The 26,766-nt window shown below is 47.6% G+C and carries 27 protein-coding genes; 24 read left to right on the forward strand and 3 right to left on the reverse strand.

Annotated elements, in window-relative coordinates:
• Positions 1-91 precede the first annotated feature (91 nt).
• The 3 genes from AC3WQT_RS14945 to AC3WQT_RS14955 all read left to right on the forward strand — a co-directional run bounded on the left by AC3WQT_RS14945 (position 92) and on the right by AC3WQT_RS14955 (position 1,734).
• Complete coding sequence (locus tag AC3WQT_RS14945) at positions 92-931, forward strand: FimL-related protein (RefSeq protein WP_492704750.1); 840 nt, start codon at positions 92-94, stop codon at positions 929-931.
• Between the two features lie 62 nt (positions 932-993).
• On the forward strand, positions 994-1,215 hold the full coding sequence (locus AC3WQT_RS14950) for a hypothetical protein (RefSeq protein WP_492704751.1): 222 nt from the start codon (positions 994-996) through the stop codon (positions 1,213-1,215).
• Positions 1,216-1,386: 171 nt separating this feature from the next.
• The gene (locus tag AC3WQT_RS14955) at positions 1,387-1,734 is read left to right on the forward strand and encodes a hypothetical protein (RefSeq protein WP_492704752.1); all 348 of its coding nucleotides are present in this window, start codon (positions 1,387-1,389) and stop codon (positions 1,732-1,734) included.
• A gap of 16 nt (positions 1,735-1,750) precedes the next feature.
• Here AC3WQT_RS14955 and AC3WQT_RS14960 read toward each other — a convergent pair whose 3' ends face one another.
• Positions 1,751-2,617, reverse strand: coding sequence for a hypothetical protein (locus tag AC3WQT_RS14960; RefSeq protein ID WP_492704753.1), 867 nt, complete (start codon positions 2,615-2,617; stop codon positions 1,751-1,753).
• 746 nt (positions 2,618-3,363) lie between these two features.
• Between AC3WQT_RS14960 and AC3WQT_RS14965 the strand changes: the two genes are divergently transcribed.
• The 13 genes from AC3WQT_RS14965 (at position 3,364) to AC3WQT_RS15025 (ending at position 16,147) form a co-directional block, all read left to right on the forward strand.
• Positions 3,364-4,137, forward strand: coding sequence for a hypothetical protein (locus AC3WQT_RS14965; RefSeq protein ID WP_492704754.1), 774 nt, complete (start codon positions 3,364-3,366; stop codon positions 4,135-4,137).
• A gap of 352 nt (positions 4,138-4,489) precedes the next feature.
• Positions 4,490-4,951 carry a hypothetical protein gene (locus AC3WQT_RS14970; RefSeq protein WP_492704755.1) on the forward strand — a complete coding sequence of 154 codons (462 nt, stop codon included), beginning with the start codon at positions 4,490-4,492 and terminating at the stop codon, positions 4,949-4,951.
• 11 nt (positions 4,952-4,962) lie between these two features.
• Positions 4,963-5,580, forward strand: coding sequence for a hypothetical protein (locus AC3WQT_RS14975; protein WP_492704756.1), 618 nt, complete (start codon positions 4,963-4,965; stop codon positions 5,578-5,580).
• A gap of 5 nt (positions 5,581-5,585) precedes the next feature.
• Positions 5,586-6,305 carry a hypothetical protein gene (locus AC3WQT_RS14980; protein ID WP_492704757.1) on the forward strand — a complete coding sequence of 240 codons (720 nt, stop codon included), beginning with the start codon at positions 5,586-5,588 and terminating at the stop codon, positions 6,303-6,305.
• Positions 6,302-6,865: a hypothetical protein gene (locus AC3WQT_RS14985; RefSeq protein ID WP_492704758.1), complete on the forward strand. Its 564-nt coding sequence runs from the start codon at positions 6,302-6,304 to the stop codon at positions 6,863-6,865. The genes AC3WQT_RS14980 and AC3WQT_RS14985 overlap by 4 nt, the downstream gene beginning before the upstream one ends.
• Before the next feature lie 23 nt (positions 6,866-6,888).
• Positions 6,889-7,431, forward strand: a complete 543-nt coding sequence (locus AC3WQT_RS14990; protein ID WP_492704759.1) for a hypothetical protein — start codon at positions 6,889-6,891, stop codon at positions 7,429-7,431.
• 10 nt (positions 7,432-7,441) lie between these two features.
• Positions 7,442-7,969, forward strand: coding sequence for a lytic transglycosylase domain-containing protein (locus AC3WQT_RS14995; RefSeq protein WP_492704760.1), 528 nt, complete (start codon positions 7,442-7,444; stop codon positions 7,967-7,969).
• Positions 7,947-9,104, forward strand: a complete 1,158-nt coding sequence (icmP, locus tag AC3WQT_RS15000; RefSeq protein ID WP_492704761.1) for a type IVB secretion system coupling complex protein DotM/IcmP — start codon at positions 7,947-7,949, stop codon at positions 9,102-9,104. The genes AC3WQT_RS14995 and icmP overlap by 23 nt, the downstream gene beginning before the upstream one ends.
• Positions 9,105-9,144: 40 nt before the next feature.
• On the forward strand, positions 9,145-9,924 hold the full coding sequence (locus AC3WQT_RS15005; protein WP_492704762.1) for a hypothetical protein: 780 nt from the start codon (positions 9,145-9,147) through the stop codon (positions 9,922-9,924).
• 93 nt (positions 9,925-10,017) lie between these two features.
• Complete coding sequence (locus tag AC3WQT_RS15010) at positions 10,018-12,576, forward strand: type IV secretory system conjugative DNA transfer family protein (RefSeq protein WP_492704763.1); 2,559 nt, start codon at positions 10,018-10,020, stop codon at positions 12,574-12,576.
• Between the two features lie 8 nt (positions 12,577-12,584).
• A complete protein-coding gene (locus AC3WQT_RS15015) occupies positions 12,585-13,229 on the forward strand; it encodes a YcbK family protein (protein WP_492704764.1) in 645 nt (214 codons plus the stop codon).
• A 4-nt stretch (positions 13,230-13,233) separates the two neighbouring features.
• Entirely contained in the window at positions 13,234-14,316 is a 1,083-nt protein-coding gene (locus AC3WQT_RS15020) for a hypothetical protein (protein WP_492704765.1), read from the forward strand.
• An 817-nt stretch (positions 14,317-15,133) separates the two neighbouring features.
• On the forward strand, positions 15,134-16,147 hold the full coding sequence (locus AC3WQT_RS15025; protein WP_492704766.1) for a hypothetical protein: 1,014 nt from the start codon (positions 15,134-15,136) through the stop codon (positions 16,145-16,147).
• Positions 16,148-16,466: 319 nt separating this feature from the next.
• Here the strand turns inward: AC3WQT_RS15025 and AC3WQT_RS15030 are convergent, their stop codons facing one another.
• Together AC3WQT_RS15030 and AC3WQT_RS15035 are read right to left on the reverse strand one after the other, a co-directional pair.
• The gene (locus AC3WQT_RS15030) at positions 16,467-18,710 is read right to left on the reverse strand and encodes a DotA/TraY family protein (RefSeq protein ID WP_492704767.1); all 2,244 of its coding nucleotides are present in this window, start codon (positions 18,708-18,710) and stop codon (positions 16,467-16,469) included.
• Between the two features lie 93 nt (positions 18,711-18,803).
• Positions 18,804-19,334, reverse strand: a complete 531-nt coding sequence (locus AC3WQT_RS15035) for a hypothetical protein (protein ID WP_492704768.1) — start codon at positions 19,332-19,334, stop codon at positions 18,804-18,806.
• Between the two features lie 178 nt (positions 19,335-19,512).
• Here AC3WQT_RS15035 and AC3WQT_RS15040 point away from each other — a divergent pair, with 178 nt between their 5' ends.
• The 8 genes from AC3WQT_RS15040 to AC3WQT_RS15075 all read left to right on the forward strand — a co-directional run bounded on the left by AC3WQT_RS15040 (position 19,513) and on the right by AC3WQT_RS15075 (position 26,757).
• Complete coding sequence (locus tag AC3WQT_RS15040; protein WP_492704769.1) at positions 19,513-20,001, forward strand: type IVB secretion system protein IcmW; 489 nt, start codon at positions 19,513-19,515, stop codon at positions 19,999-20,001.
• On the forward strand, positions 19,998-20,618 hold the full coding sequence (locus tag AC3WQT_RS15045) for a hypothetical protein (RefSeq protein WP_492704770.1): 621 nt from the start codon (positions 19,998-20,000) through the stop codon (positions 20,616-20,618). Before AC3WQT_RS15040 ends, AC3WQT_RS15045 begins: the two co-directional genes overlap by 4 nt.
• A gap of 123 nt (positions 20,619-20,741) precedes the next feature.
• Positions 20,742-21,371, forward strand: a complete 630-nt coding sequence (locus AC3WQT_RS15050; protein WP_492704771.1) for a hypothetical protein — start codon at positions 20,742-20,744, stop codon at positions 21,369-21,371.
• A gap of 14 nt (positions 21,372-21,385) precedes the next feature.
• Positions 21,386-22,564: a hypothetical protein gene (locus AC3WQT_RS15055; RefSeq protein ID WP_492704772.1), complete on the forward strand. Its 1,179-nt coding sequence runs from the start codon at positions 21,386-21,388 to the stop codon at positions 22,562-22,564.
• A 211-nt stretch (positions 22,565-22,775) separates the two neighbouring features.
• Entirely contained in the window at positions 22,776-24,272 is a 1,497-nt protein-coding gene (locus AC3WQT_RS15060) for a transglycosylase SLT domain-containing protein (RefSeq protein WP_492704773.1), read from the forward strand.
• A 40-nt stretch (positions 24,273-24,312) separates the two neighbouring features.
• Entirely contained in the window at positions 24,313-24,954 is a 642-nt protein-coding gene (locus AC3WQT_RS15065) for a hypothetical protein (protein WP_492704774.1), read from the forward strand.
• Positions 24,955-24,986: 32 nt separating this feature from the next.
• Positions 24,987-25,667 (forward strand): hypothetical protein, encoded by a 681-nt coding sequence (locus AC3WQT_RS15070; protein WP_492704775.1) that lies wholly within the window; start codon positions 24,987-24,989, stop codon positions 25,665-25,667.
• Complete coding sequence (locus tag AC3WQT_RS15075; protein ID WP_492704776.1) at positions 25,657-26,757, forward strand: M23 family metallopeptidase; 1,101 nt, start codon at positions 25,657-25,659, stop codon at positions 26,755-26,757. Before AC3WQT_RS15070 ends, AC3WQT_RS15075 begins: the two co-directional genes overlap by 11 nt.
• Positions 26,758-26,766 lie beyond the last annotated feature (9 nt).

Consider the following 26,766-nt stretch of genomic DNA (forward strand, 5'->3'; position numbering starts at 1 on the left):
TATATTTCTGAACTTGAAGCGCCTGGTTTTGACTGCAGTGTTTTCTAAATGACTGAAAAGGTGGGGATTAATGTGGCGGTATGAGCTTGATATGGTTTCTTCCCTTGCCTCTGAAAGTGCGATTGCAGCACTCAGTGATGTGGGAAAGATTATTTCAAATAATGCCGGGACGCCCGATCCATTGGTATATTCAGGTTTATCTTATGCGACAGATATGTTGCGGGTTGCAGGATTTGTGGCGCCAACTGTATTTGCTAAGGAAGTTCAGCGCGCATTTTCGCAAGCCATACTGGGGACGCGGGAAGTGCGGGCATTCAAGCGTGCACTGACGGTTTTGATCTCTTATTTAAGGGATGCTGTCCGCTTTGGTGCGGGGCCAACGCTATTTTTTTATGAAGAGGCTTTGCTGCTCTCTGATGTTTCAGGCCGTTTGCCTCCAGCTTGTGGCAATTTCTTTGCCCCGTATATGTTTTGGGACATTGAAGATGACCTGAATAAAAGCGTCCGGGATGCTGATAATGCGCTGTCGCGCGAAGCTTATCAGGCTGCTTTACTGACTTTTTTGCGTAACAAGGACGTTGCTAACCTGGAGATGTTTGTCCAAATGTTTGTGGCAATTGCGGTGTCGAATGAGCGTGCCTGCAGCTACTCCTTGTGTCGCGTACTGGCAGCATTTTTTGCAGTGGTTACCAGCCGGGACGCTTTTCTTAACCAGGATGAGATGCAATTGTTTTCTATGGTAGACGGAGTGTTTTTTAAGCAGGCAGACCAGGGACATCTTCCCGAGCCCGTTTTCATATCCCGTCTTTTACATGTGATTGCCAAATCAACGGCAGATTTATCCGCGGTACGCGAAACACAGACGCATTTCAATCTGGAGGGTTTGCTATATGGGGCAGCGCTCGGGAGGCGCGAATCTATCCGTGCATGAGATCATCTTGTCATGATCAATTTTTGTAGTGCTTAATTCAAGCATTTTTATCAGGAGGAAGTATGGCATTGCCAGTTCTGGCCGGTATGGCTGCAAAATACGTAGGTTCAAAAGTGATAGAGCATGGGGTTGAGAAACTTGCAGAATCCATCAAGTCTTCAGGTGCGCTCGACAAGGGGGGGAAAATGGATGTGCCATTTGGTCCGTCGAAAATGCTGATGTCTTCAGTTACTGAGCCACCAGTCAAGTCGCTGGCGAAAGACGCAGCATTATCTATGAAATAGGCCCGTCCTATTGTTGTGCAGGTCGTGTCGTTGGTGCAGTCAGGGCATTGCTCAGTAATACTTGTCATTGGAATAGGGAAAGCAGATAATCTGTTTGCCCTGCACTGTCTCGTGTGTATTTCCCATGGATAGCATCCGATACCGATTTTGCTAACATAGCCAACCAACCTCATGAAAATTTCAGATCTTGTTTTGTACGTCCGGATTTGGCTATTAATGGCGACGATTTGGTTTTTTGCTGCAGCGATAGAACGTTTCACCTATCCTTTTCGTTATGAGGGTGAGTTACTGGCTGCAGATGTGCCGCATCCGACCGGGGATTGCAAAGGTCTGACAGCAAAAACCATGATTGCCTGGCGACTGTCTGCGGATAAAAAAATTATTGAATATAAATGCCCTGCGTCACGTCCGTGGCCATTTTATGCAACCAGCTCCAGTACCGAGATCCCAAAGGTGGTGCTGCAAGTGATCGCTGATCGCAAGAAGGAGGCTGCAGTGAAGGGGGCTATAGCAAAGTAATGAGTAGCTGGACAGACTACATTTTTGGAACTGCTTTGGATGCGGCAGTTTGTTCAAGCTTTTGATTGATCAGATCAAACAATTCAGGCTCCACTTTTGTCCAGTTGTCGCCACTAAGGGCGTTGACAGGCGCGTGGTCCTTGTCGCTGGCGCTCTGATACGGGCCAATTACACTGAACTGAGAGTAGCCACCTGCTTCGCGGCGCAACGTGAAGAAATCGCCTTCCATATCCTTGTAGGTGCGCTCTGCGAACTTTTCGTCGCCATCGCTGCCGTAACCAAAGTCAATCACTTCCAGCTTGGCAGGCATGATGCCGCTATCGATATTGCGCTGATGTGTCGCTGTGTCTTCACGTTGTTCGATGAAGTTGACTTGGAAGCTGCCGCCCAGCATGGCGCGTTTGGAAATTTCTGATAAGGCATCTGTGATCAAAGAAGCAGCATTGACGTTTTCCAGTGCCACTTCATGGATGTCTACACTGATTTGATGTGCCGATTTTTCACCATCGACGCCTGGATTAATCGTGATGGCGACATTGCCGAATTTCTCCAGCTTTTCAACTTCTGCACGGATTTTATTGTAGCGCTCGAAAATATCTGTGCTGATCAGGCAGGCGCCGGTAACAGTGACAGCAAGTTCAGGCTTGACTTCAAGTATGCCCTTTTCGCGCAAAATGTTGGCGATTTCGACACGCGCATACATTTGAATTTGCTTGGGGTCTTCAAAGTAAAGTACCCCCGAAAGAACACGATCTTCTTCCGATTCAATATATTCGAAAATACGGTCTAGTTGTTCTGGAGAGACAAATTCAGGATCAACTCCATTACGGCGAAGTACATCAAGAATATCTTCCTCCGTAAGATCGATAGTTGAGCCACTCATCTTTGTCCTCTTGCTCTCTACAAGCAATTTTTATTTTTAGCACGCGAGATATTACGAAATTAAAGTAGGAAAGTCAAACTCGCACTTTCCTGCGGCAGGTAGTTCTGTATCTTGGTGGGTCTTGCTTCTTTCACTCATGTTGCCAGCCTCGCGCACTATATGCTGTGCATTAAGTTTTTTGAACTGACGTTTGTCATATCAAACGATATAAATACAAACGCATTTCTTTGGACATACCATACTCAAATTGGGGCACTTCTCAGATATTCAACAGCCCAGGAATGTAAGCATATTATTTCCAAGCCGACTTAAAAAGAGTGGGTGACTGGCAATCAAAATATCTTTGTGACTGGATTCGTTAACACTGTTATACGAATGAAGTTGACGCACAGTTTTCTCATTAAACGCATTGTCGGATATCTGCGCTGTCTTGGCATAAGGATGGTGACGGTCTTACAAAATGTAACACAATGACGTCTGATATTTGACTCAAAAGTCATAACATTGCCAAAAGTGAACGCGGTATTTCGTGTTTATCTACATGTGAAAGTCAAAAATACAGGCACCTGCTGCATGATTTCATATTTTTTAAAAAACATCAGTGTTGCATCTGTGTGCATCTGCATTGTTAAGTGCGTAAGTGAGCTGCAGGATGACAGTTAATTCAGAATATACTAACCAACCAACTCATTTTATTGAAATGGGTTTCAGTTTGTAATCACCGTTTTTGTTGAGGAAACCTGTAATTGAAATCAAGTAAACCTGTGCCTGAAAAAGTCACGAAAGTGACTGCGCGGCGTAAAACATCTGCCAAGGAAGCGGTCGTGGATGAAGTATTTCCTGAGCTGATGATAGTCGGGACTAATATCGCAAAAAATAAAAGTTACTACCTGGCACAAAAAGCGCTGATACAACGTGTGGCACACGGCGTATACATACCGACTGACAAAATGGCAGATGGCAAGGCCATTTTGATGCGGCATGCGATCCGGCTGGCCAGCCTGCATTTCAAAAATGCGACTGGACTATGCTACTCAAGTGCCTTCACGCTAGAAGCGATTACCCCTGAATCTGGCCCGCCCTTGGTCTTTGTTGCAGGTGAGTATTCGTACGGACTGGAATTGGGCGAGGGCGACATTAAATTGATGCTGGTGCAATCCCTGCATCCACCTTATGAAATGCTCAAGACCAATGAGGAATATGAATTTTACGAAGACAAAATATGCTCTGATCCCATAGGTGAATTTGTCGTCAAAGTGCCACGTCCTGAACTTCTGGTTTTGCATAATTTTGAACGTGTTAAAGAGTGGTCAGAAAAAAAGATTGCCAATGGGCATTTAAAGAAGTTCGTCAGCTGGATAGTTGATGCCCGGTACGGCGGGTCCATCCCGGCATTTTCAGCAAATTTTGCTGAGCTGGCGATTAAATGCAATCGTCTGGAAGAGCATGATCACGCCGTCACAGCCCTGCTTGCCGAGGGCTTTTCCATGTCCGAAAGGTACTTGCGGAAAATCGTTTGACTTTTGATTTTCATTCGCCTAAACTTTGCCTCATATATGGGGGTGGTGCTGCTGCCTGTGCCACAAAATGCGAAATAAAAGTTGATGATTTCTTTATCTTGCTTTTGCGTAGAGTTGCTATCGCGAAATGAATAGATGGCAATCAACTGGATAGGGATGTTAGCCGCATGATTGCCTGCCTTATTGGGTGGGCAATATCGATACATCTTGAGTCTGCATTTGTCCGGCTTGCCGCCAGTTTGATCTGGTTGTGCAAATCAAAGCTGGCGCATTCACCAATCACATATATGTATATTGAATAGTAGGGGCAGCCAATGGCTGCTTTTTTATTTACTTGCAAAGAGCGTTTGCTGTGAGCCAGGAACCTGATTTGTGTGCGCATGACATCACTGGGACTGTCCCGTCTGCAGAAAGGATTGCCCTGCAAAAGGCAGTGCAACTCTGCGTGCAATATCTGCTGGATGTGCAGATGGTGCTGGATGCTGATGTGATCGCACCATTTTGCTTCCACAACTGCATGATTTTTTTATCGAGACCTACCGGGCAGTTGCAGGTAGATATTGCGGTATCGGAAGCAGTAGTGCTGGACTACGACATCAAATCTCTGCACATGAATACACGCTATGTCATGAATGAAATGATTGCCCAGGCAGTCAGATTGTATGGCTCGGATGGGCATCAGGCATTTGCCATGTCCTTCCTGTTTCGCGATGGTTGTGGTTTGGTGAAGCTGGAGCAGGCTGGTGGCTACACGGTAAATTTAATAGAGCGTGTGCCGGTATCGCTGGATTATCAAGTCGGATTCGCTGTTTAGAGGAGTGACAGGTGAGAGTTTTTTCAATGGTAGTAGTGATGGCTGCGCTTACTGTATCTGGCTGCGCCACGCGACAAACGACGGCGCAGTATCGTGAAGTCATTCCGGAAAATAATTTCAAGGGCATTGTCGAAGTGCCAGCAAAGCAGCCTTCACTCTTTATGCGGGATATGAAGCTGGAACCGGCACAGTCTGCTGATCACGTCAAAACAGATCCGGCGACTATGAATTACACCTGGTTTTATGAGCGTGGTCAAACTTTGGGGCAGCATCTGGATACCTGGGCGCATCGCTACGCTTTCCGCTTTGAGTCGCGTATCCCACTGGGTTGGGACCCTTATGTGCAATCTGACGGCAGTTTTGTTGGTAATTTGTATTCTGCCATTGAAGACCTGGCTTATTTTTCTGATGAAGGGAAAAATAATTTCCATCAATATCATGACACCAAGCGGCTGCGTACAAAAAGTGTGCAGGTCACGATTTTTGAAAAAGAGCGCTATATCAGGATAGAGCTAAGAGATGCGATGGCCGAAGCTGCGGAGGCGCAACGCGATGAACAAGACCGCGTGGCAGCGGAAAAAGCAGCAGGAAAAACAGCCTTCGCTGATTACTTTCGTTCAGGTAAATAAAAGCTATGGTTTACGCCGCTTCGTCCTTCTTTATCCTTGGTTTGCTGCTGTTGGGTACACGTATATATGTACCTGCGGGTGCCAACAAGCATAATTTTTTGCAATATGCTGGCCTGGCAGCCTTGGTGATGATTTTGCTTTCTTGTGTTTTTGTGGCGTATGCAGGCATGTCTGGCAAGAATGAAGAATTGACCGTCCCGGTGTCAGGCGATTTTGGTCTATCTGGTAATGCACCCGGCAATGGTGGGTCAGTGACTTTGGATATGTCCAGGCCAGGCGGTAGTCAACAGGATTCACCAACAAGAACTCCTGCAACTGCTCCAGTTGCAAATACACAAAATCCTTTTGGTCAAAAAGATGCAGCCAGCGGTGTTCCATCTGTGTTTTCCATGGCACAGGCGAGCCAGATTTGCGCAGGTTTTTCTGATGTCGCAATGGGAGCGTTATTAGCAGGATCACGTGGCGAAGCTTTTCCGCCTTATGAAGAAAAGGCCAGGCAGTTGAGTGAGCAGGTCATGCGTCTACCCTTTGTGCGTGAAGCGGGAGCCAAACCCATGCAGTACATCAGCACCTTGTTCGCCACCCTGGTGGAAGACCAGTACTACATCTCTCCACAGAACCGTGCAGTGCAACTGGGCCTGATAGGCAAGGTCGACAAAAAACTGGCGCTGGATGCTATGAATCAAGTCTGCGAACTGAAAATTCTGGAGATACGTGCCAAATGAATGCACTAGCCAGTATGGATACTCTCCCTTTGTTGAGTCAGACCCTGGAATCTCTGCTCGCACCGCAATACATTTTCTTCGCCAACAATGCTGATGGTCGTGTTCATGACGGTATTGTTTATGGCAGTAGTGAAAATGATTGGGTCTATGGCGAAGATGGCTTGTTTCCTGCCATGCTGTATCTGGCCGAGCGGCATTATAAGGACACCTTTTTTGAGGGGGATTATGCAATCCCGCCCGAACAGGGCACGCTGGCGCAAGGTTTTGGTATTGACTGGATTCCCGATCCCAGTTTTCAAAGCCGGACTGGCTATCGTGCCCAGATTTCAGACGCCGGTCTGCAAGTTCCACTCTCCGTCGTCTTGCTGTTTGTGCATGACGCAATAGAGCGTATGCATCAATATAGCTATCGAAAAGTGAAAGACTGGCGTTTTGAGATAGACGATGGGCGATTGCTTGAAGAGCTGGAAGAAAAAAAGATAGTTAATGCCAACGGTTTGCTGGATTTGTTCCAGATGGTACTCGCCCCTATATCTGAGCCAGAACCTGAAAATACTTAATCGCACTTTCGTGTGGAGTTCCAATGACGGAAAAAAAAGAAGCATCACCGCTCAGGCGTAAACTTGTTCCTTCTGGTGATGCCCAGAAAGCTGCCGGTATTACGCGGAGTGCATTCAAGCGCCTGTTTACCAGCGTACGTTCAGAGCGGGAAGAAAGTTTTAATGAAGCTCAGGTACGCTTGAACTGGACTGAGGACGATATAGCAGGCTTCATATCCTACAGAAAAAAAGAGACCACCATTTATGCTCTGCTGACGGCTGTGGCTTTTTTATTCGCCTGTGGTGCACCGTATTCAGAAAACCCCTTGACGCACCTCGTCACTTCACTGGCTGTCATGCTGATGATAGGTACCAGATGGTTGGTGGCGCATTTTCGCCTGACTCAATTACGTCACAGGGCGCTGTTTTCATTTTCCGAATATCTGGGCATTCTGTTTCCCTTCCTTTCCGATAGTGTCAGGGAAATCAGTGCAGGGCTGAGTGAAAAATCAGCGGCAGATACCGGCAGGCGCGCAGACGAGTCCGCTAAGGTCGTCGACCTGAACAAGAACCACAATAATAATTGAGGACAGGTTTGTGGATGCCTACATTGCGCCAGTGGATACCATATCTGAACCAGCCTTCTATTCTTGCATTAAAGGCGCTTCTGAATATTACAAAGTGCCGTCAATGGCACTGCTGGCAATTTATGCGCAGGAACGGGGCTCCTCTGCACGCACTTCAAGCAATGCAAACCGTACGCAAGACTATGGCCGTTTTCAGATCAACGATGCAAGCTGGAAGCAGTATCTGGCGGAACATCGCATTCCTTTAAGCAGGGTGCTGAAAGATAACTGCCTGAATGCCTATGTGGGAGCGAATATTTTCAAACTCAGGTATCTCACCTGCAAGTCTGATGTGTGGTGTGCCATAGGTTTGTATCACTCGGCCAATGAACCCTATCGTTCTGCTTATGTGGGTAATGTCTATAAAAAGTATCAGGCAATTCAACGAGACGCAGAATTTCTGAATTGGTTCCGGTCGCTGGCTTTATACGATGCCAGCAAAGGTAAATGGGAATATTTAATCGCAGGAGCAGGGCATGCCGCCACCACAAACAGGTAATTCCGGTAACGACACTTCCAACGAAGGCCTGTGGGCCATGCTGTTATTTGTCGCAGGTGTGCTGATACTCTGGTTTATCGGCAAGGGCTTCATTGTCGGTGCAGTCTTCCTGTTCCGTTCTTATGTAACAGGGCCACTGATAGGTTTGTTTGATGCCGATGTGCGTGCAGCCGTTGATTGGATGGGTAGTGTGTCTTACGGCAATGTGGAATATAACGAATTTGCCGCCAACGGTGAGTTGATAGGGAAGTACACCAAGGTACCAGCGATGCTGTTATGTGTCGCCATGGGTGTCTATATCTTTTTCAAGCATCCTTCTCAAAAATTCAAGCGTCGCTGGGACATGTTCAGTCTGGCGAAAAAAGAAGCAATATTGTGGCCCTGCATTACGCCCGTGCTGGATGCCAATCTCTTGAAAGTACCGGTTGAGAGCGGCCGCTGGGCCTGGAGTACCACACCAAAAGAGTGGGTAGAAAAAAACCAGCTTTGGGAAATTTATCAGGAGACATCGCCTGTCAGTGGCTTGCCCGTCAATAAGCGTCGTCTGGATCGTGCCAGCACAGAAGTCGCATTGATCAAGCAATTAGGCCCCAAATTTGTGTCGTTCAATGATTTGCCTCCTTACCTTAAGGCATTGCTGGGGTCTTTCATGGCCAAGATCAGTGGCGACAAGAAAACTGCATTGAAGATTTTGAACCAATTGTCAGCGTCCAGCTCGGCTGTTGGTGTGGCCAGTAATGATCTGGCAGTCAAACTGGCTGTGGCGAAATTTGATACTGAGCTGGGCCTGGCCTGTTTCGAGAAATATAAAAATACGGATGCCATCGTAAAAATCCTCGCACGCCATGCCTATATGGCGACAGCCATGCTGGCCTTGCTGGACAAGGCGCGTACTAGCGGTGTGGTGGCTTCAGCTGAATTTTTGTGGCTTAAACCAGTGAACCGCACACTGTTCTATATGTTCAATGCTCTCGGACGCAGAACCTGCTGGATGGAATCAGCAGGAATATTCGCTCATTACCAGGCTGAACTGCAGTCTGGTACGAAAGTGATGCGCCCTTACGTCAAGACTGCACTGGATGGCCTGGAGTCTTATCTGGATGAATATCTTGATACCTACGGCAGCCAGGTGTGATGGCCTTTGAATTCAACATGATTTTATTTAGGAAAATGGAATGTTACAAAATCTGATCAATCGTTTTGAAAGCTATCAAGCCATACAGGTCAACAAGAATTTTAATTCTCATGAATTGACTGTGCTTGGCAAGATTTTGCTGGAGGGTGCCCGCGAAGTTGAAGTGGCCAACGTCATACGTTTTCCATCAATAGAACAAGGCTTTTCCATCTTTTCTATAGAAAGCGGCTCTACGCTGTCGGCACCGGCAAGCCCGGCTGTTGTCAATGAAGCGGATGCAAGCTCTGCAACGGCATCTTCACCTGTGGCTGTTGCTCAGCCCGACCGTATCTTGCCCAGACTTGCTACCGGTCTTGTCAATGATCTCAAGAATGATGCTTATCACCTCATCGTCAGGCAGGGGAATACGCTGGAGAATGGCATGGTGCTGGCATCTTTCACCAATATGCAAAGCGCCGGCATTGCTTTGCGCAAACTGGCAAAACTCAATGCCCGAAAAACCAGGGCATGGAAAATCGCAGGCTTCCTGATCGTTGTCTATCTGCTGCTGTCCATTCCCATGATGAAACGTCCCCCACAAAAATCCCTGGAGGAAATCACTACCAGCATGGAAATGCGCAATCCTGAAGTCGCGAGACAAATGGAAAACATCAACCGCAGCCGCACCGTCGGCAGCGAGCTCATGGCGCAACCAGCACCGCAAATGCAAGCGCAGCCAGATCCATCTTCCATGCTGGGTGGCCCAACCACAGCGATGGAACCAGCACCGGCACCGGCTGCTGCCAAGCCTGAGCAGAGCCAGGGGAATTTTGGTTTCTGATCGTCGCTATAGCGAATAGCGCATGGATGAAGCGGGCCGTTGATCTGGATACAGCCCGTGATGTTTTCGACATAATCGAGTATTGAGGGAAGTATGGCCCAACCACAACAGTCAGGTCTTGAGCCGGAAAATGAAGTCAAGGCCCATCATCGGCGTCGTGATACGCGTCCGCAGTTACAAAGAATAAAAGAAGATATTCTTTTCAAGCCGGAAGCCGCCAGCATACTGATGTTTGTGATTGGTGCGGCGGCCATGATTTCGCCTACCTGGCATGAATACATAGTCGTGTTCGGCATTTTGCTGTTCCTGTACATACGCTCCAGCTTTAAACACTATAGCCTGCCTTTTCGCATGCCCATGTCGACGGCTTATGATGCGTCTGCAAATGATGGCAAAGGGCGTTCAGGCATTATTGATCCGGAAGAAATCAATCCCGCAAACGATAAACCGACCTGGGCCAAGGGCATCTCGCATTTTGGTAACCGTAAAAAAGATGATGCCGAACTCTGGTTCAATAATGATGATCTGCGTACCCACATACTGATTTTTGGTTCTACTGGTAGTGGTAAAACCGTGGCGCTGGTGTCCATGGCATATAACGCCCTGATGCAGGGCTCGGGTTTTATCTTTGTTGATGGCAAGGGTGACGCCAGTCTGTTTGCCACCATTTTTTCCATGAGCCGTGCCATGGGCCGGGAAGATGATTTCCTCATCATCAATTTTGGTACAGGTTCCCGCGATATTGAAGGTCCGCAACTCACCAAATTATCCAATACCATCAACCCCTTTGCTTTCGGGGCATCAGATGCCTTGACACAATTGCTGGTTGGCCTGATGGGAGATTCTGGCGGCAGTGGCGATATGTGGAAAGGCCGTGCGATTTCCCTGCTGACCGGTTTGATGATCGCCCTGGTGTCCCTGCGCGATGCAGGCCGTATTCTGCTGGACGTAGAAGTCATACGTGACTTCATGCAATTGAAATACATCGTCGCCTTATCGAATGGCAAAAATCCTATCGATGGCACACCCATCAAATTGTCTGACCGTGCCCAGGCTGCTATCAAGGCATATCTGAGTTCTCTGCCTGGCTTTGTAGAAAAGAAAGGCGCTGACCAGTCAGCCACTACGCTGGAGCAGCATGGTTATCTGCAAATGCAGTTCACCCGCGTACTCGGTTCATTGTCAGATACGCTTGGTCATATTTTCAAAACCAATCTCGGTGAAGTTGATTTGTACGATGTTGTGGTCAACCGCCGCATCCTGGTCGTCTTGCTGCCAGCATTGGAGAAATCCCAGGATGAGCTGGCCAATTTGGGTAAAGTCGTCATCATGAGCCTGAAAAACATGATGGCAGCGACTCTGGGTGCACAGATGGAAGGCAGCAAAATGGAAGTGCTGGATAACCGGCCTACCAACGCACCATCTCCCTTCGTGACGATACTGGATGAATATGGTGCCTATGCTGTGCCTGGCGTTGCCGTCATGCCTGCGCAGGCACGCAGCCTTGGTTTCAGCATGGTATTCGCCAGCCAGGATATGCCGGGCTTTGAAAAAGCATCCAAGGAAGATGCTGCGTCCATCGCCGCCAACTGCAATATCAAGATCTTCATGAAGCTCGAAGATGCAGAGCGCACCTATGAGATTTTTGAAAAATCAGTAGGCATGGCCGACGTCATGGTTATGGGCGGTATGCAGGCCAGCACTAATGGCATGTCCACCAACTATATGGACAATATGAACGCCACTATGGAACAGCGTTCACGTGGCTCCCTGCAGGATTTGAAAGAACAAACGCCGGGTGAGGCACATATCCTGTTCAAGTCCAGAATTATCCGCGCCAGAATGTTTTCTTGCGGTATGGTGGATGAACGTAATCTGTTGAGCAAATACAGATTGAATCATTTCATCAAAGTCAAACCACCTGCTTATGGTGAAATGGCAGATTGGGATTTGTCGCCGGAAGCATTGAAAAAGAAAGCAGATGCTGCTGAGGCACAAGCCCAATCGGCGCAGAAAACAGTAGTTGCAGAAGCCATTGCTACCAGTGCCACGAGCGCAAGTGTTGCTCAGGCTGCTGAAAAAGTGGCAGTAGCAGCTCCAGTCGACAGCAAGCCGATATCAGCATCAACAATGCCTCAGGCTGCTCCAGAGAACGATGTCAAAGAACGTACTGCCCGAGCCCTGTTTGGCAAACGTTCAGGTCAGAAAAAAAATGCTGGACAAGAATTTGATGGTGCGGTCGTCAGTATTTTTGGTCGTAGCAATGACAGCCTGAATGATGCCAGCAAGGCAGTGGTCGCTCCCTGGGCAGCAGATGTGCAGACCGGGTTGCATGAACAACTGGCACCGACAAACGCTTATGAGATTGGCTGGCAAACGGCAACCACCCTGAGTGAGCTGTATGCCATGGAAGAAAAAAATGGCAAGGGCAAGCAGACGCAAATACTGATAGACCAGAAACATACCCATGCAGCTTTGGTCGCGATGGATATGCGTTTGGGTGTGGACGCATTGAAGGCTCAAAATGATGCCGCTCATGTGATCAATGCCATTGTTGCCAATGCCTCATATGCCTGCCAGCCGACACCAGCAAAACGTAGCGGCAAAAGCAGCTTGCTGGAAGCATTCAGCAAGAAATACGCTGCCAGGTAATTGTATAAATGAACAAGCTGCCCACTAATTTGGAAACTTGCACAGAGCAATCACCCAGACGTGATTTTCTGGCGAAATCCTTTGCCGTTGCGGCAGGCTTGATATTACCTGCTACAACGGGGGCTGCCGCTGCACAACTGTTCAGCCCTGATTACTACTACCCGGAAAAATCTGGTGAAGGACGCATACTGCGTCGCATTTACCTGACAAGGGAAGCTTCAAAGTGGCATGCAGCTGAGCGTGCTGATTTTATACTTTGGGGTAAAGATGGCCGCATCGATGCAGAAGGTTACAAGCGGCTATGCTGGTTTTTACGGGATGTCAGAAGTGCCAGAGTTGTTCAGGTAGATATGCGTCTGGCAGCCCTGATTACTGCCGTACAAAGTCATTTCTGGTTCAACCAGGGCATCCATGGTTATTACCACCTGACTTCTGGATATCGTTCCTGGGTCACCAATGATCAGACCGAAGGTGCAGCAGCAGATTCCGGTCATGTCTATGCCGGGGCTGCAGATGGCTGGATGGATGGTGTAGGTGTGGAAGATCTTGCTGGCGTTGCCCTCAGCCTTAAGGCTGGCGGCGTTGGCTTATATAAAAAACGTGGGTTTGTTCACACTGATGTAGTGGGAAAGCCGAATTTATGGAAGGCATGATGTAATGCAAAAGAACCGCATATTAAAAAGTATCCTCATGGCAATGGGGATATCGCTTTCTCTGTCTGCGATGGCAGCGACTGACTGGAAGAAGATAATGACGGCGCGTGGCAACAAAGTCGTTAAAGACTTTTCTTCTCCATCAGGTTTCCGTGGTCTGGTGGTAGAAGCAGGCGGTGCCGAGAAAACTTTCTATGTGACCGAAAATGGCGACTACCTTTTTTCTGGGGAATTATTCGGTGAAGATGGCCTGCCTATCTCTCAAAAGAGTGTAGCCCCCAAGTCTGCACCGGACTGGAATCGCATCATGCAGGGGAAAGGCAACAATGTCGTCAAGGAATTCCGCTCTTCTTCAGGATTCAAGGGCCTGGTGGTTGAGCGCAATGGCAGCAAAAAGATTTTCTACATCACTGCTAATGGCAAATTCCTTGCAGCGGGCGAGGTTTTTAATTCTGCCGGTGGCTCTATCACCAAAATTGAATTAGCTGAACAGGCAGGCATTGCTCAGGCGGCCCCTGCAGCACCAGCAGTGAGTGCAAGTGAAGTTGACAAGACCATTGCAGAGCAAAGCAAGATGCTTACCTCCATCCGTGAACTGGAGACCGTTCCTACTGAATTCAAAAACAAGGTTTTTGCCGCAGCAGAAAAATCTACTGCCTGGGTAGAAGAGGGCAGCGGCAATAACATCGTGTATGTGATTTTTGATCCTATCTGCCCACATTGCCATAAAACCTGGGAAATGCTGCGACCTTATGTACAGCGTGGACTCTTGCGTGTGCGCTGGATTCCTGTCATTTCACTCAGCGGTAATAATATGCAAAGCCCGTCAGCGCAAATGGCGGCATACTTTTTATTAAACCGTGGTGAAACCGATATCGTTGAAAAGATGTTCAAGAAAACTATCAAGTCTGTTGCTCCGGATGACAGGATGGCACGCTCCTTGTCACAAAACTTGTTGTTCTTACGCGATACTAAATTTAGAGGAACTCCTCTGCTGATTTATCAGCGCGGCGGAGAACGTAATGCATTCATTGTCCCAGAGCAACCTGAGGTGGAGCAGATTGAGCGCATGATCAGGAAAAATTGAAACCAAATGTTTCCTGACTCTGACTATTGCTGATATTTGAGGCAGGTATTTGCATACTTCGGTATGTATCTGGTCTTAAAGCAGGTAAAAACCAGACCAGCAAAGTTGCCTGAAACCAGGCATTTGGTGCCGCCTGAATTTCGCAGTTCCTGCGGGTCTGATGTCCACAGCTTCATAGGGAATAGTCTGCCACAAATGCCAGTATCAAATGAAGGTGTCATTCAATCAGAAAGTAGTCTATTGCGTTGTTAATTGACTATTTTCATTTTTGTCAAGGGCGCTTGCAAATAGAAACAAAAGCGAAACCACTTTGGATGCTGCGGTATAGGTTTGTTCACGACCTCTAGGTTAAGATATGTAACTTAAACGCTTGCCAAGATTCCGTATTAGTTATTATTATTCTACGGCAACTTCCGTCTTTTTAAGCCAAATTGGGATAAGAGAGTCAGCATTTTTCATCGTGCGGACATTTTTTCCTGTAACAATGAGGAGCGCATGAAAATGAGCACCTCAGTCAAAAAGACGGTGTGAGGTAGATATGTTTTACTTTTGGATTTTGGTAGTCGTATTGCTTTGTCTTGTTGTATATGGCTTTGATCAGCAATCTGAACTTGATCCTGAAACGGTCAGGCCGCGTAAGCTATTCATGCGTATGATTATCTGGTGTTTGCGTTCTGCGCGTCAGCTGGGCAGGAACATCTTGCATGGATTTAAGACGGATGTGTCGGGGCGGAGCGCAGATATGCAGTTAAAAAAACGTGCACAGCAAGACATGAAACAGGAAGATTGATAAAAGCGTTTTAGTTTGGAGCATTCAGTGAACGAAATCATGAATGAGGACTTGAAATCTTCAGAAACCGCAACTCAGCCACTGACCAAGTGGGCGGACCTGACGATGCACACCTTGCGTATGGTGGTTGCGTATGACCCTGATACTCAAAGTAAGCGCTTGTGTTTATTGGGACCTTTGTCGCTTGCCCAGCGCCGGGTATTGGTTCGTGAAGGCTTTTATGAAGAGCGAGGTATGCTTTTCAGGGATGAGCTGAACTTTGGCCTGACACAGTTGGCCAACATATTTCCCTATGTACGTGTGGTGAATAAACATACCAATGAAATCGGTGTGCTTGCCAGTGAATTACCAGCCTTGCAGCAAGAATTAAAAAAAATGGCGATCTTGCGTCCCACCATTGTCACCACTGCGCCAAGTGCTGAAAATCTGGTGCAAGTACCATTGAGTCGTCCCGTGCTTTCGATAGAGCCTGTCCCCTTTTCCAGCCGCTTTTCCAGCGTGCGCAGTTATCTCGGTCATGCCGACTTCAACAGGCTCAAAAAATCTGTTTTTGTACGAGCTGGTTATCGCTGCGAAATTTGTCTTGAAAATGGCTTTGAACAAGGTCATCAGCACCCGGTCGAATGTCATGAAGTGTTTGAATATGACGAAGCCAGAGGGGTGCAAAAAATCACTGCTCTGATGAGCTTGTGCCCGCGCTGCCATTCGGTTAAAAATATAGAGCTGAGCAGAGCGAAAAGTGATAATGAATTTGATGCCGCCATGGCGCAACTGGCAAAGATCAATGGCTGGAGCAAGGCTCAGGCATTGACCTATTACCAGCATGCCTTGCATGTCTGGAAAGAGCGATCTAAAAAGTCATGGGAATTGAATCTGGACATGTTGGATGGTATGGGCCTGCAGTTTCCCGGGGAGGGCAACCAGATTGTAAAGCGCCCAAAGCGGGGTCGTGAAGCTGGTTCCAAACTGCCTTTTCTATCCCAGCTTCCACTGAACAGCATGAAACTGTTTTCCATAGCAGGCGCCAAGACAGAGGGTTGAATTTTCCAGCTCACTGATCAAGTTGCAAAACACCGTATATATTCTTTTAGATATATACGGTGTTTTTGTTTTTGCCGACAGATTTAGACTGATGTGCTTTTACGAGCATGATTAGACCAACTGTTTTCGGTAAGAGCCCGCATACATTCACCAGGATGTGCCGCTATATACGGAAACGAGAGTGATACGCCACTCATGCAAGACTGCAGCATTACAGTTTGTATTGCTGCTGTTGGTACAAAACACCTTCATTCAATATGTCACCCATGCCTCTCATGCATTTTGCGGCAGGGATGACATCTTAAACTCTATGAAGCATCTACTGCGCAGTGGACACTACGCTGCCGCGCTTGGCAGCCATCTTGCCGCCGATCCCATTGACAACCTTGCCGACCCCGCCCGCTGCCTGTCCACCAGCGGCATCAGCGCCTTGGTGGATGTTGCTTGCTGTTGATTGTGCCTGAGTGCCAACGGAATCACTGCCACCTATCCAACGCATGATATTGTCTGGTCCGGTATTGATGACGCCAAATACTGTCGTAATCATTTTAGTAGTAATACCAGAGTACAGTATCAACGTACCCAATAAAGTCATGATGCCTACCATGGAGCCTTCAGTCATATTTGATATGGATTGAAAAAATCCCTGATTAACGAAATTCATGATGGGTTTTATCAACAGCATGGCAGCAAACAGGAAGATGACCATCAGTGCCGGACGTATCAGAATGGACAGGACAAACATGTATCCGGGTGAGCCGCGACCAGCAATGTCGTGTCCTTCTGGATGCATGTGTGCTATCGCCCAAATTGGTGCAGCAATGACAGCCTCAACAAATGAAATCAGCCACCAGGCAACGCCAGAAACCCAAAATACATAAGGAAGCATGGGTAGAATAATTCCAAGGAACATGCCCATACTCAACATGAGTCCGGTTAGTGCTGCCAATATAATTGACATGGTGCTGGTATCACCGGATTTTTTGCCAAATGGCAAAGCACCTGAGCCTTCTATTAGCATCGCCTCACCCGCTACAATGGCGGTATCGCCAATTGCTTTTAACTGAATTAGCGGGTCCATGCCATTTTTTCCGATTTCACCCACCATGGCAAATTTCAACATACCGGTTGAAATGCCATCAGTAATGCCATTCCAGGTTTTCCTGATATCAAAAATATCGAATTTCGCAGGGGTATTACTCTCTATCTTGTTAGCAAGGTCATTTGTTCCAATAATTGTTTGCTGTAAATTGTTCAGGAAGACCGAGAATGCTGAATTCTGGCTCTCATTCTGCATTCCAGAAATATTGGGAATAGTGTAGGCAGTAGAGACTGCGGCATTGATGACGTTTTGCGCGGCATTGTTTAAATTACCGATTTTCATGTAGAAAGAGCCGGCGTGCAACCAGCCGCCAGTTGCCATTTGTTGCGTCATTTTGTCCATCCATAACACCTCTGCCGACATCCCCTCAAAAAGTATGGATTTCATGTTATCGTGGATTTTCGTTATTAGCGCTTTCTCGTATTGAAGTTGAATCGCCGCCAGTGTATTTTCATATTTTCCTCCAGGAAGCATGGCGCGCTTGGATTCGTCGGTTGATAATAACAGGTCGTTGGCCATTTCTTGCAGTACGGTGCTGCTCAGCATATTGGTAATAATCTCTCCGTGCGCAAGGCGCATCGCCTCTTCAAACTGTTCCTTGCGTTCAGTTTTAAACAGTTCAACTCCATCTACGCCAGTGACATTGAACGATGAAAAAGGTTGTGCCGTTGTGTCTGCTAGCAATTGCTTGCAGCCTACGTCGTTAGATAGCCAATGATCGCAACCGATCAAATTGGTGGATGCATTTTTTAATTTGGTAAAAGTGCTGGACGCACTCCATTGAATAGCACCGCAAAACCCAGCACTGCCAGCATCTTGTGACCCTTTGGCTGCATAAATTATTTTTCCATCGGCTGAAATTGGAGTGACTTCCATGCCATACATATTACCGGCTTGCCTGCAAGCGACCATCAGGAATACTTGCTTCGCGGTCTTATTTGGTGCAAGAAACGGGGGGGTAACAAAAACTTGCTTGGCGATACTGGTATATGCTGTAGTCCAGATCGTACTACCCAGACCAACAGCCTGTATGCCGCACCAAATCAATACAACTTGCAAAAAAGAGTAGCCTGCAACTGTTGGTAATAACATTGCCATGCCACCCGCTGTTCGTAATGGAACCATCATGGTGTCCCACTTCTTGCCCAGCCATTCACCATCCTTAGCTGTGTGTACAGCTCCACCTATATAAGTGTAAGCCATGATGATCATGCCGACGACGAGAACGCCAGCATTCATCGTTGCAAGTAACTTTGAAAGTATGTTGTCGCCATTTGGACTTATTGTGCCTTCATAAATTTTCAAGACGACATCACCGAATACATATCTCAGTATTTGAATGGAGTAATCGGCTTGCTCTTTTTCGGGCACCCAAAAATTCCCTGCCTGTGCCCCAGTCGCCATCAAGGCAATTGCCAGTGTCAGCAAGATATAGATATTGAGTTTTTTGCTTGTACGCATGGTTATCTCTTTAATGGCTGAAAGCTGTTGGATAATGTCCGGCTTTTGCTATAACTGTGTTCTGGATCGAATTCAATTCGTTTATATCTGTTTTTAAATCGGTGTAACTCGTTTTCTCTTGCGTGTTGACGCTGTCGGCGTACCCGGTCGATCCAGGTGGGGGCTGATGGGCGGCGTCAAATCCATAGCCTGACTAAAGGCTCGCTCGTGATAGCGTTTTTCGGTTTCACTGACCACTTTTTCACTTGGTTTCTTGTTCAACTTCTTACCTGGATTCCGCGGATCGTCATTGGCATCCAGTACTAGTACGGGTTTTGCAGTTGGTACCCCATTCAATGTCAAATGAGGTTGGTTCAGTGGAATGGCATTTGCATTGTTCTTATTTGGCTGGCTGTACAACTCTGCTGCCATGTCAGCTGCATGCAGGGAGTGCGCAACCAGCATGCCACCAACCGGGCCCAGCATGACATCGGCAATATGGTGGGCAGCCTCAATCACTTTGTGTTTTTGCAAATGCTCGCCCAACTCATCATCAGCCCCTTCAGCTTCGGATGTTGTTGAATTTGCATTTCTTAATGTAGATTGATCGTTCAAATTCACCGCCATTAAGTTTTTTACTTTCACTTTTTCAATTATTAATGATAACCTGATGGTAAAAACTCGACAAGTAAAATAATTTTTTTAAAAAACTTATTACTTATAAAGGTTTTTTGAAATAAAGTAAAAAGTGCAAGGGTATTTTCTTTAAATAATTCTGTAGTTATAATGCGTCAGTATTGTATTTTTCTGGCATGGATAATATATGGTCGACTTAACAAGTAAAGGCTTGGAGACGTATTGGAGCGAGGTTTCGCCCGGTGCGCCATATATTATTGGCGCGATGGATGCGACTGAGGACTGGGCCATCGACAGCGATGTTTCTTTGGATGATGAGCTGGCCGTATTTCTGGCTGCGATGCCTGCCATGCTGGCACAGGCGGTAAGCTCAGGACAAAAGACAGCATTCATTAATGACTTGTTGGTCGTGCTCGCTTATCTGCATTCATCCAAGGCTTTGCGGCTGGTGTATTGGCTGGAAACCGGATTCCCGGAATTTGAATTTGATTTTTTACGTGAAGCGCACGAACTCTATGAGCAGGGTGGCGTAACCGCCGTCGACCGGGTTGCCTTCAAGCTCATGATGGACAGGTTACGCTTTGCCAGGAAGACAGCATTGTTGCAGACCGTATTCGCACCTGAGCGGTTGGCTGCAGTGCAAGCCGCCATTGAACAGAGTGCACGGATAGCATGATGAAATTAATTAATAACAAGCTGTTGCTGTCGGTCTGGCTTGCGTTTGCGACGCTGATGCCTGGCATATGTACCGCAGACAGTATGTCGGGAATTGGTGATCTGACTATCACCACGCTGGATGCCAGCGCTCAAAAAACTCTAGAGCTGAATGGAGTGGTGGGGGCGAATCAGACAGATAACGCGGTGATTGACGATTGTGCCAAAAAAGCAACAGAGACTGGTAAGAAAAAACGGGAAAACATGTCAGCTGCCATGACCCACAGTGATTCTGTAAAAAAACTCAATGACAGTGTGAATGCCTGCTTTGCAAACATACAGACGATTTCGGCAGCTCTGAGTTTGCCGACCAGTTTCAATTTTACTCAAATGTTTGAAACAATACTGAAACAGCTGATGCAAAAACTGGTTGATGAAGTCATCATGAAAATATGTGCAGCAGCAACAGGAGCGTGGAATTCGGCTGTAGGTAATGCGATAGACACACTCAATACGGGTATCAATCAATCAGGTATCAATACTTTTGGAAGTGTAGTCAATGTGGGGCCGCCGCCGATTAGCCCGGCACCTTTTGCACCGGTGCCTTCTAATCCACCTTCGGCCATACCGGGTTTGTAGTTTTTGAACTTGTAACCGGACTAATCCAAAAGTCAGGTGCAGTAAATAAAATGTGCGTGCGTGAGTGGCTCAGACAATGATATGAAAACAAGGAGCTTAGTGATGCGGGAAATTGTGAAAAATATGATGTGCCGATTCTTGATTATCTCTATCGGTATCATGCCAGTCATGGCTAGGGCCGACAGCGTATCGACTGTCGGTGCGGTAGGCTCAGTTGACTCAGGGCTGGTGATTCTGGATGCCAATACGCAAAAAAATATGCGTGCCACCAATGCGCTGGGTACTAACGAAACAAATGCGAGGACACAGAAAAATTGTGGCCCTCAGATGGATACTGCGATCAATAATTCTGCTAAAAACATGGCAACTGCGGCTGCGCCCGGGGACCCGGTCAAGCGCTTTAATGACTCCATCAATTCTTGCCTGCAAAATATCCAAATGATTTCAGTGGCATTCAATTTGCCAACCAGCTTCAGCTTTACTGCAGCTTTTGAAGCGATCCTGAATCAGCTGATAGATAAAATCGTCAATGACATCATCATGAAGATTTGTGCTGCGGCGACTGGTGCCTGGAACAGTGCGGTAAGTAATGCTGTCAATACCGTTAACTCCGGTATCAACCAGTCAGGGGTGAATACCTTCGGTAGCTTTGTCAATGTGGGACCTGCGCCGGTAAGCCCTCCTCCAGCATATTCGCCGGCACCGCCGCCAGCGGCGCCCGCCCAGTCACAATCGACTATCCCCGGCTTATGAGTGAAGGTTAAGCGATGAAAAATCTGAATAAAAAATTAGTGGCAGTTGCAGTTTCATGCGCCCTTGCTGTGCCTGTCGTTTTAATCCCCATGCGCGCTGAAGCTTGTTGTGGTGACGGTGCCGCCGCCGCTGCCGGCGCAATTTCTGCAGGTGGTGCGGTAGTTGCAGCGGTTGAGGCAGCAGCAGTCGCAGTTATTGCAGCCATGACTGAACTCGTAGAGCTGCAAATCTTACCGGAAATCTGGGGCGCTGGTGCCAAGGTCAAGGCTGCAGTTGAAATGAATGGCGCAAGGGCCAAGGTACTGGCAGAAGGCAAGATCGCTGTCGATGGCGATATCAAGATCAATGAAGCTGCCGCAATTGCTTTGCTGAATATCAAAGACCCGATGTTGAACGGTCAACGCAATTGTTATGATCTGGCATCGTCAACGACGCTGGGTTCGGCTGTTGGTGGTGTTTCGCCAGACTCTCAAAGCGTACAGGAAAAAGTTAATTATTTCCGCAATGGTGCGTCTGACATCCGTAAAGAGATGGCACAGCGCTATCAGGACGATATGATTTATATGGCTGCCAGTGCCGAAAATAAGCGCTATTATCAGGCACCCGTAAATGCATCCAAAACGGTCTTAGCCTCGGCAGACAAACCACTGGATGATGCAGGTCTGATTGCGGCCTCGCGCTTTGCCGTTAACGTGGTTGGTGAACCCCCGAATACACCAAATAATGTCGACGAAATTTCCAAGACGGCGGCAGGCAAGCAATGGCTTGCGGCCAACAATACCTACGCTGCTCGCGCATCTGTGCCATTGGCGACGATGGAAAATGGCGCTTTGATGCGTAAGGTTGATACTAGCCTGACACCAGAATCCATGGGCCTGGTTGCTCCCGGCCTTACGGCTTTGTCTCCCTTGCAGGCCATGAAACTCTTTGTTGAAAATCGTTTTGTAGATCAATCCTGGTATCTGACTTTATCTCAATACAATACCAATGGCCTGCTGCGTGAATTGAACAAGATGATGGCCTTCAAGAGCTGGATGGATTATCAATCCTATGTGCAGCAAGAGCGAGTTGAGCAAAATCTGGCGACACAAGTAGCTATCTTGAATGAAATTGCCGTGAGTATGAATCCGAATTACGCGAGAAATCGTGAAGCGGCTCTCCGTTCTATTGGCGCACCTCCTGTTACTCCTTAATCGCAGTCAAAGAGCGATAAAATTCATGGGAATTTATTTCAATAAGCAGAAATCGCAGAAACCTGCCGCAGCCAGGAGGAATGGTTGGCGGCGGTATGCCACGTTGTGCCTTAGTTTGCTGTTGTTGTCCCTGTTTTTCATTTCACAGTCGGCCAAGGCGGGTCCCTGCGTGTACTTGGGGGGCTACTGGTGCGAGATCTGGTCGCCGGAAATGTTGATTGAAATCTCGATTACAACATCAGCGATCGTCGCGACAATTTCTGCTGCCGCTTCTTCGATGACTTTAGCTGCCACTTCACTGGTCAATTATCAAGTGTTGCCGGAAACCTGGGGTGCCGGTGCAAAAGTGGCGGCTGCCTTTGAACTAGGTGGCGCGCGCAATAAAGTTGAGAACGATGGCGAAGCAGCGATGTTGCAAGGTAAATCTTTTTTGTATGGAACGCAGGTAGGCTTGCCAGGCAGTACGCCCCGTGGTCCCGAAGAAGCCGTTGCTGCAACCCTGATCAAGGAAACCGGAACCACCATGCCGACCAAGGTGTGCAATGAACTGGTATCACAAACGCAAGTAACGCCATTGATTTCTTCAGGTACTGCGATCGCCACCGATGCAATGAATACCCGCATGGTCAATAGCATGCGCACCTCCAGAATGGCGGATGCTGAAGCAAGTTATCTACGGCATTCCACCAGTTATTGCAGTATGTCCGATGTATTCAACGGGATTTGCGAAGCTGCGGCGGCTGATCATTTGCAAAATCTGGATGTCATGCCTCCTGGTTATACCAAGACCGGCGAAGCAAAAACCACGCAATTGTCGGAAGAAGAAAAACGTGCTGCGATGGTATGGTCCGAAAATGTCATGGGTATGGGAAATTATCCTGCTACTGATTACAGTGAAGACACCTATAACTCCGACGCCCGAAAGGCATTCTCTGGCAGTAATAGCGTCATGCAGGCGCGCATGAGTACGGTCGCACATTCTCTGAATTCACAAATTGCACGCCGCAGTAAAGTGGTGGTTGCCTTCAACGCCGATAATTCAGCACGTGCCGATGTGGCCAGTCAGATTGCTGATGCCAATCCTAATCTTGATCCATCTTCAACGACGACAGGTTCTGCCGAAACGCAGGCGCGCTGCGCTGCCAGTGCGGATTTTGCCAAGTATGAAAAAATGGGCAAGGCTGATGTGAATACTGCCATCAATAATTCCTTTGCGAATGGCGACTCTGGTGCGCCTTTGCTTAACTTTGGCATTTCGCGTTCTGCCTGGCATTACTATGCCTATGTAGAGTCAACCAAAAATCCGCGTGCCATAAGCCCAGCGAATTATTATGGTCTGTACCAGATGGGTGCCGGGGCATTGGCTGACGTTGGCATGAGTGGTTTGTTACCCGAGCAGGTTTTTGATCCTTACCAGAACGGCATCGCTGCAAAAAAATATGCGATTTCCAATATCGCTGCTTTCAGCAGCACTTTCCCGCAAGGTGTGAAGGGCGTACCGCCTGTGTTTGTGCTGTACGGCATGCATAATATGGGAGCTTCTGGCTTCAAACAGATTTACGACAATATTACGACAGGTGCCCCTTTATCTGCCGCAAGGAAAAAAGCGATACAAGGGAATATGAGCCCGCGAGTGCCTCTTGAACAAATCAATGGACAGATGTATTGGGAATTCTGGCGCAAGAAATTTGGCATCAATGCATGCTGATGCTGTTTTTGCATAAGAGAAATGAAGATCTGGTGATGTCATGAAAAAAAGCGTGCTTGCAATAATCATGTGTGCAGTGGCTGCGACTGGTCAGGCTGCGGATGCGGTCAAGCTGGGGCAGGAAGCAAAGACAGCAGCTGGCATTGAAAAAGTTATTGCCCTTGGTGGTAGCGGCAACGATCTGTATTGGGTATCTACTTTTATACGTGACGGTAATTGCCCAGAGAAATCTGGTAAATGTGCCAGTGATGCCATCAATGTACGAGGCCCTGGCGGTGTGCTCAATATTGCCATTGAAGACGCAAGCGGAGCGGGTGGATTTTTTTCCCAAAACAAAAATCCGGTAGCTGTGGTATTGCTCCCTGCGAACAAAGGTGGTTATCTGTATGCATCTGCCGATATATACATATTTGGCGCTGACAAGAAACCACAAAGTGTACTCAAGACGGCTGAAGTATTACTCAATAATCTGGAAGGTGCCGCATGCCAAGGCAAGAAACTGTGTGCGGATAGCAAACTGACGGCCAGTTTCCTTGCGTCGGCCTCGCCAGATTATCCAGACGTGGTTTTGCGGCAGTCAGGAATGGCTTTGAATCAGACCGGCACTGCTTTGGAAAAACTGGACAGGACCTTTTCTTTTACTTTTGATGCCGCAACAAAGCGGTATGTTGCAAAACGATGATGCGGGTGTTTTTCAATAACTTATTATTTATCGTGTTGGGACTTGTTGTTTCTGCCATGGCGCAGGCACAAACCAGTACGGGCAGTGAGCCAACAGAAGACAATCCCTGGTTTTCGTTTTATGTGATCGAAAAAGCGGCAAAGAATCAGGCTGAAGTTAACAAGAAGTTCCCCATGAAGGAACTGGATGCAGTAAAGAAAATCGATACTTCGTTAGCCTATGCCTATCCCAAGCTGGCTGTTCTGCGTCCCGGCGGTATTATCGCCACAGAACCGGATAAGCGTTATGCGATGATCTATAAGAAGATGGCGTGGTATGCAGCAAATGATCAGGTGGTATCAGCACAAATTTTGTTTTATAGCGCTGTACGCTTGAAACAGGCAGACCAGAACAAAGGTGTGGCACTCGATTTACCTTATCTGACTTTGCATCATTTTATTTATAACAGTATCTGTGTCGATACTTCGCATGACAGCGAATATGACCAGGCTGTATGCAAGACCGTGCAGGCAGCAGCGACACGGGCACAGGGCGAATTACGTAATGAGAAACTCAGGCAATACCTTAACTGGGCCGCATTGGGATTAGGGTTTGAAGACAAGATAGCCTATGAGGCTGGATTGTTTCTGATGGAGCGTGAAAATCCCACGCGAAGTGAAAAAGACACGATTAAGTCCATATTAAAACCATTGTTGAAAAAAAATGCAGGCTAAATTTACTCCTAGACCCTATCTGCTGGCAATTGCAGTATGCGCAAGCTTATTGACGCAAAATCTGGCGTCGGCAAGTACTTGCCTGCAAACGGTCATCAAATCCGGCTCTTTGGTTGTCAGCAGCCCGTTTGGCTGGCGCTTTGACGCAAATCCCAATGGCCGCGGTAAATGGCAATTTCACTATGGAACGGATTTTTCAAAAAAAGTATTGGCAGATCCCATGGTGGTGGCGCCTGTAGATGGTACGTACCGTTCTTTTGCTGGTACGGCAGGTTGCGGAAATATGGTGGTCATTTCACAGCCAGATGGTTTCGCAACCAAATTCTGTCACTTGAAAAGTTTTGAGCCCGATGCCAATGGCAAGGCGAGGCTGAACGGATCCGCAATCAGTGTGGGTGACAAGATAGGCGTGCCTTCGAATACCGGTATCCTTCCCAATCCTGAACATATCCATCTGGAAGTAATTACCAAAGGTGACGCTAGCCGCACGACGGCCTGGCGTATACCTCCGCCGTTTTGCGGTGGCGTGTCATTTACTTATCAGGCCGCTGTCGACAAGCCCGAAAGAAAACCTCCATTGAGTCTGGTGCGTCCGGCTGGCGTGACTGACAGGGATGTCTTTGGTGCTGCTGTACCGAATTTCGACAAAGAATTTTACGACAAATATCTGGCCCAGAATGCCACGACAGGAACAATACCGAGTTCATCTGTTGGCGTCGCCAATCCTGTCGCCAATGTGGATGCAGCCAAAATTGCCAAGTCAGGGGACAACGCTTCACAGCAACCGCCCTTGCCTGCACCTATTACTGGTGAGGAAATGTCATTTTCGGAAATGATCGTCGGCGAAGCAAAAAAACGCTTTGGTTCAGAACAATGGTATTCCGAACTCTCACTCAAGGGTGAGCTGCCTTTGTACTATGAATTAGCGGTCATGACTGCCTACCAGATCTATATGCAATACCAAAAGCAGGAAGTGGCTGAAAACATAGTCCAGTTATCTGCAACCAGGACGGCACTGCTGAATGAGGTAGCTGGTCAGATGAAAGTCAAGAAACTGCGTGAACCGGCATTGCGCGCTATTTCGCCTTAGCGCTTAATT

Source organism: Undibacterium sp. FW305-107, assembly GCF_058788535.1.

What these genes read in the sequence shown, in the direction of transcription:
- AC3WQT_RS14945 (WP_492704750.1), top strand. Translation starts at nt 92, where the DNA reads ATGGTTTCTTCCCTTGCCTCTGAAAGTGCGATTGCAGCACTCAGTGAT.
- AC3WQT_RS14950 (WP_492704751.1), top strand. Translation starts at nt 994, where the DNA reads ATGGCATTGCCAGTTCTGGCCGGTATGGCTGCAAAATACGTAGGTTCA.
- AC3WQT_RS14955 (WP_492704752.1), top strand. Translation starts at nt 1,387, where the DNA reads ATGAAAATTTCAGATCTTGTTTTGTACGTCCGGATTTGGCTATTAATG.
- AC3WQT_RS14960 (WP_492704753.1), bottom strand. Translation starts at nt 2,617, where the DNA reads ATGAGTGGCTCAACTATCGATCTTACGGAGGAAGATATTCTTGATGTA.
- AC3WQT_RS14980 (WP_492704757.1), top strand. Translation starts at nt 5,586, where the DNA reads ATGGTTTACGCCGCTTCGTCCTTCTTTATCCTTGGTTTGCTGCTGTTG.
- AC3WQT_RS14985 (WP_492704758.1), top strand. Translation starts at nt 6,302, where the DNA reads ATGAATGCACTAGCCAGTATGGATACTCTCCCTTTGTTGAGTCAGACC.
- AC3WQT_RS14990 (WP_492704759.1), top strand. Translation starts at nt 6,889, where the DNA reads ATGACGGAAAAAAAAGAAGCATCACCGCTCAGGCGTAAACTTGTTCCT.
- icmP (WP_492704761.1), top strand. Translation starts at nt 7,947, where the DNA reads ATGCCGCCACCACAAACAGGTAATTCCGGTAACGACACTTCCAACGAA.
- AC3WQT_RS15005 (WP_492704762.1), top strand. Translation starts at nt 9,145, where the DNA reads ATGTTACAAAATCTGATCAATCGTTTTGAAAGCTATCAAGCCATACAG.
- AC3WQT_RS15010 (WP_492704763.1), top strand. Translation starts at nt 10,018, where the DNA reads ATGGCCCAACCACAACAGTCAGGTCTTGAGCCGGAAAATGAAGTCAAG.
- AC3WQT_RS15015 (WP_492704764.1), top strand. Translation starts at nt 12,585, where the DNA reads ATGAACAAGCTGCCCACTAATTTGGAAACTTGCACAGAGCAATCACCC.
- AC3WQT_RS15020 (WP_492704765.1), top strand. Translation starts at nt 13,234, where the DNA reads ATGCAAAAGAACCGCATATTAAAAAGTATCCTCATGGCAATGGGGATA.
- AC3WQT_RS15030 (WP_492704767.1), bottom strand. Translation starts at nt 18,710, where the DNA reads ATGCGTACAAGCAAAAAACTCAATATCTATATCTTGCTGACACTGGCA.
- AC3WQT_RS15040 (WP_492704769.1), top strand. Translation starts at nt 19,513, where the DNA reads ATGGTCGACTTAACAAGTAAAGGCTTGGAGACGTATTGGAGCGAGGTT.
- AC3WQT_RS15045 (WP_492704770.1), top strand. Translation starts at nt 19,998, where the DNA reads ATGATGAAATTAATTAATAACAAGCTGTTGCTGTCGGTCTGGCTTGCG.
- AC3WQT_RS15050 (WP_492704771.1), top strand. Translation starts at nt 20,742, where the DNA reads ATGATGTGCCGATTCTTGATTATCTCTATCGGTATCATGCCAGTCATG.
- AC3WQT_RS15055 (WP_492704772.1), top strand. Translation starts at nt 21,386, where the DNA reads ATGAAAAATCTGAATAAAAAATTAGTGGCAGTTGCAGTTTCATGCGCC.
- AC3WQT_RS15060 (WP_492704773.1), top strand. Translation starts at nt 22,776, where the DNA reads ATGTTGATTGAAATCTCGATTACAACATCAGCGATCGTCGCGACAATT.
- AC3WQT_RS15065 (WP_492704774.1), top strand. Translation starts at nt 24,313, where the DNA reads ATGAAAAAAAGCGTGCTTGCAATAATCATGTGTGCAGTGGCTGCGACT.
- AC3WQT_RS15075 (WP_492704776.1), top strand. Translation starts at nt 25,657, where the DNA reads ATGCAGGCTAAATTTACTCCTAGACCCTATCTGCTGGCAATTGCAGTA.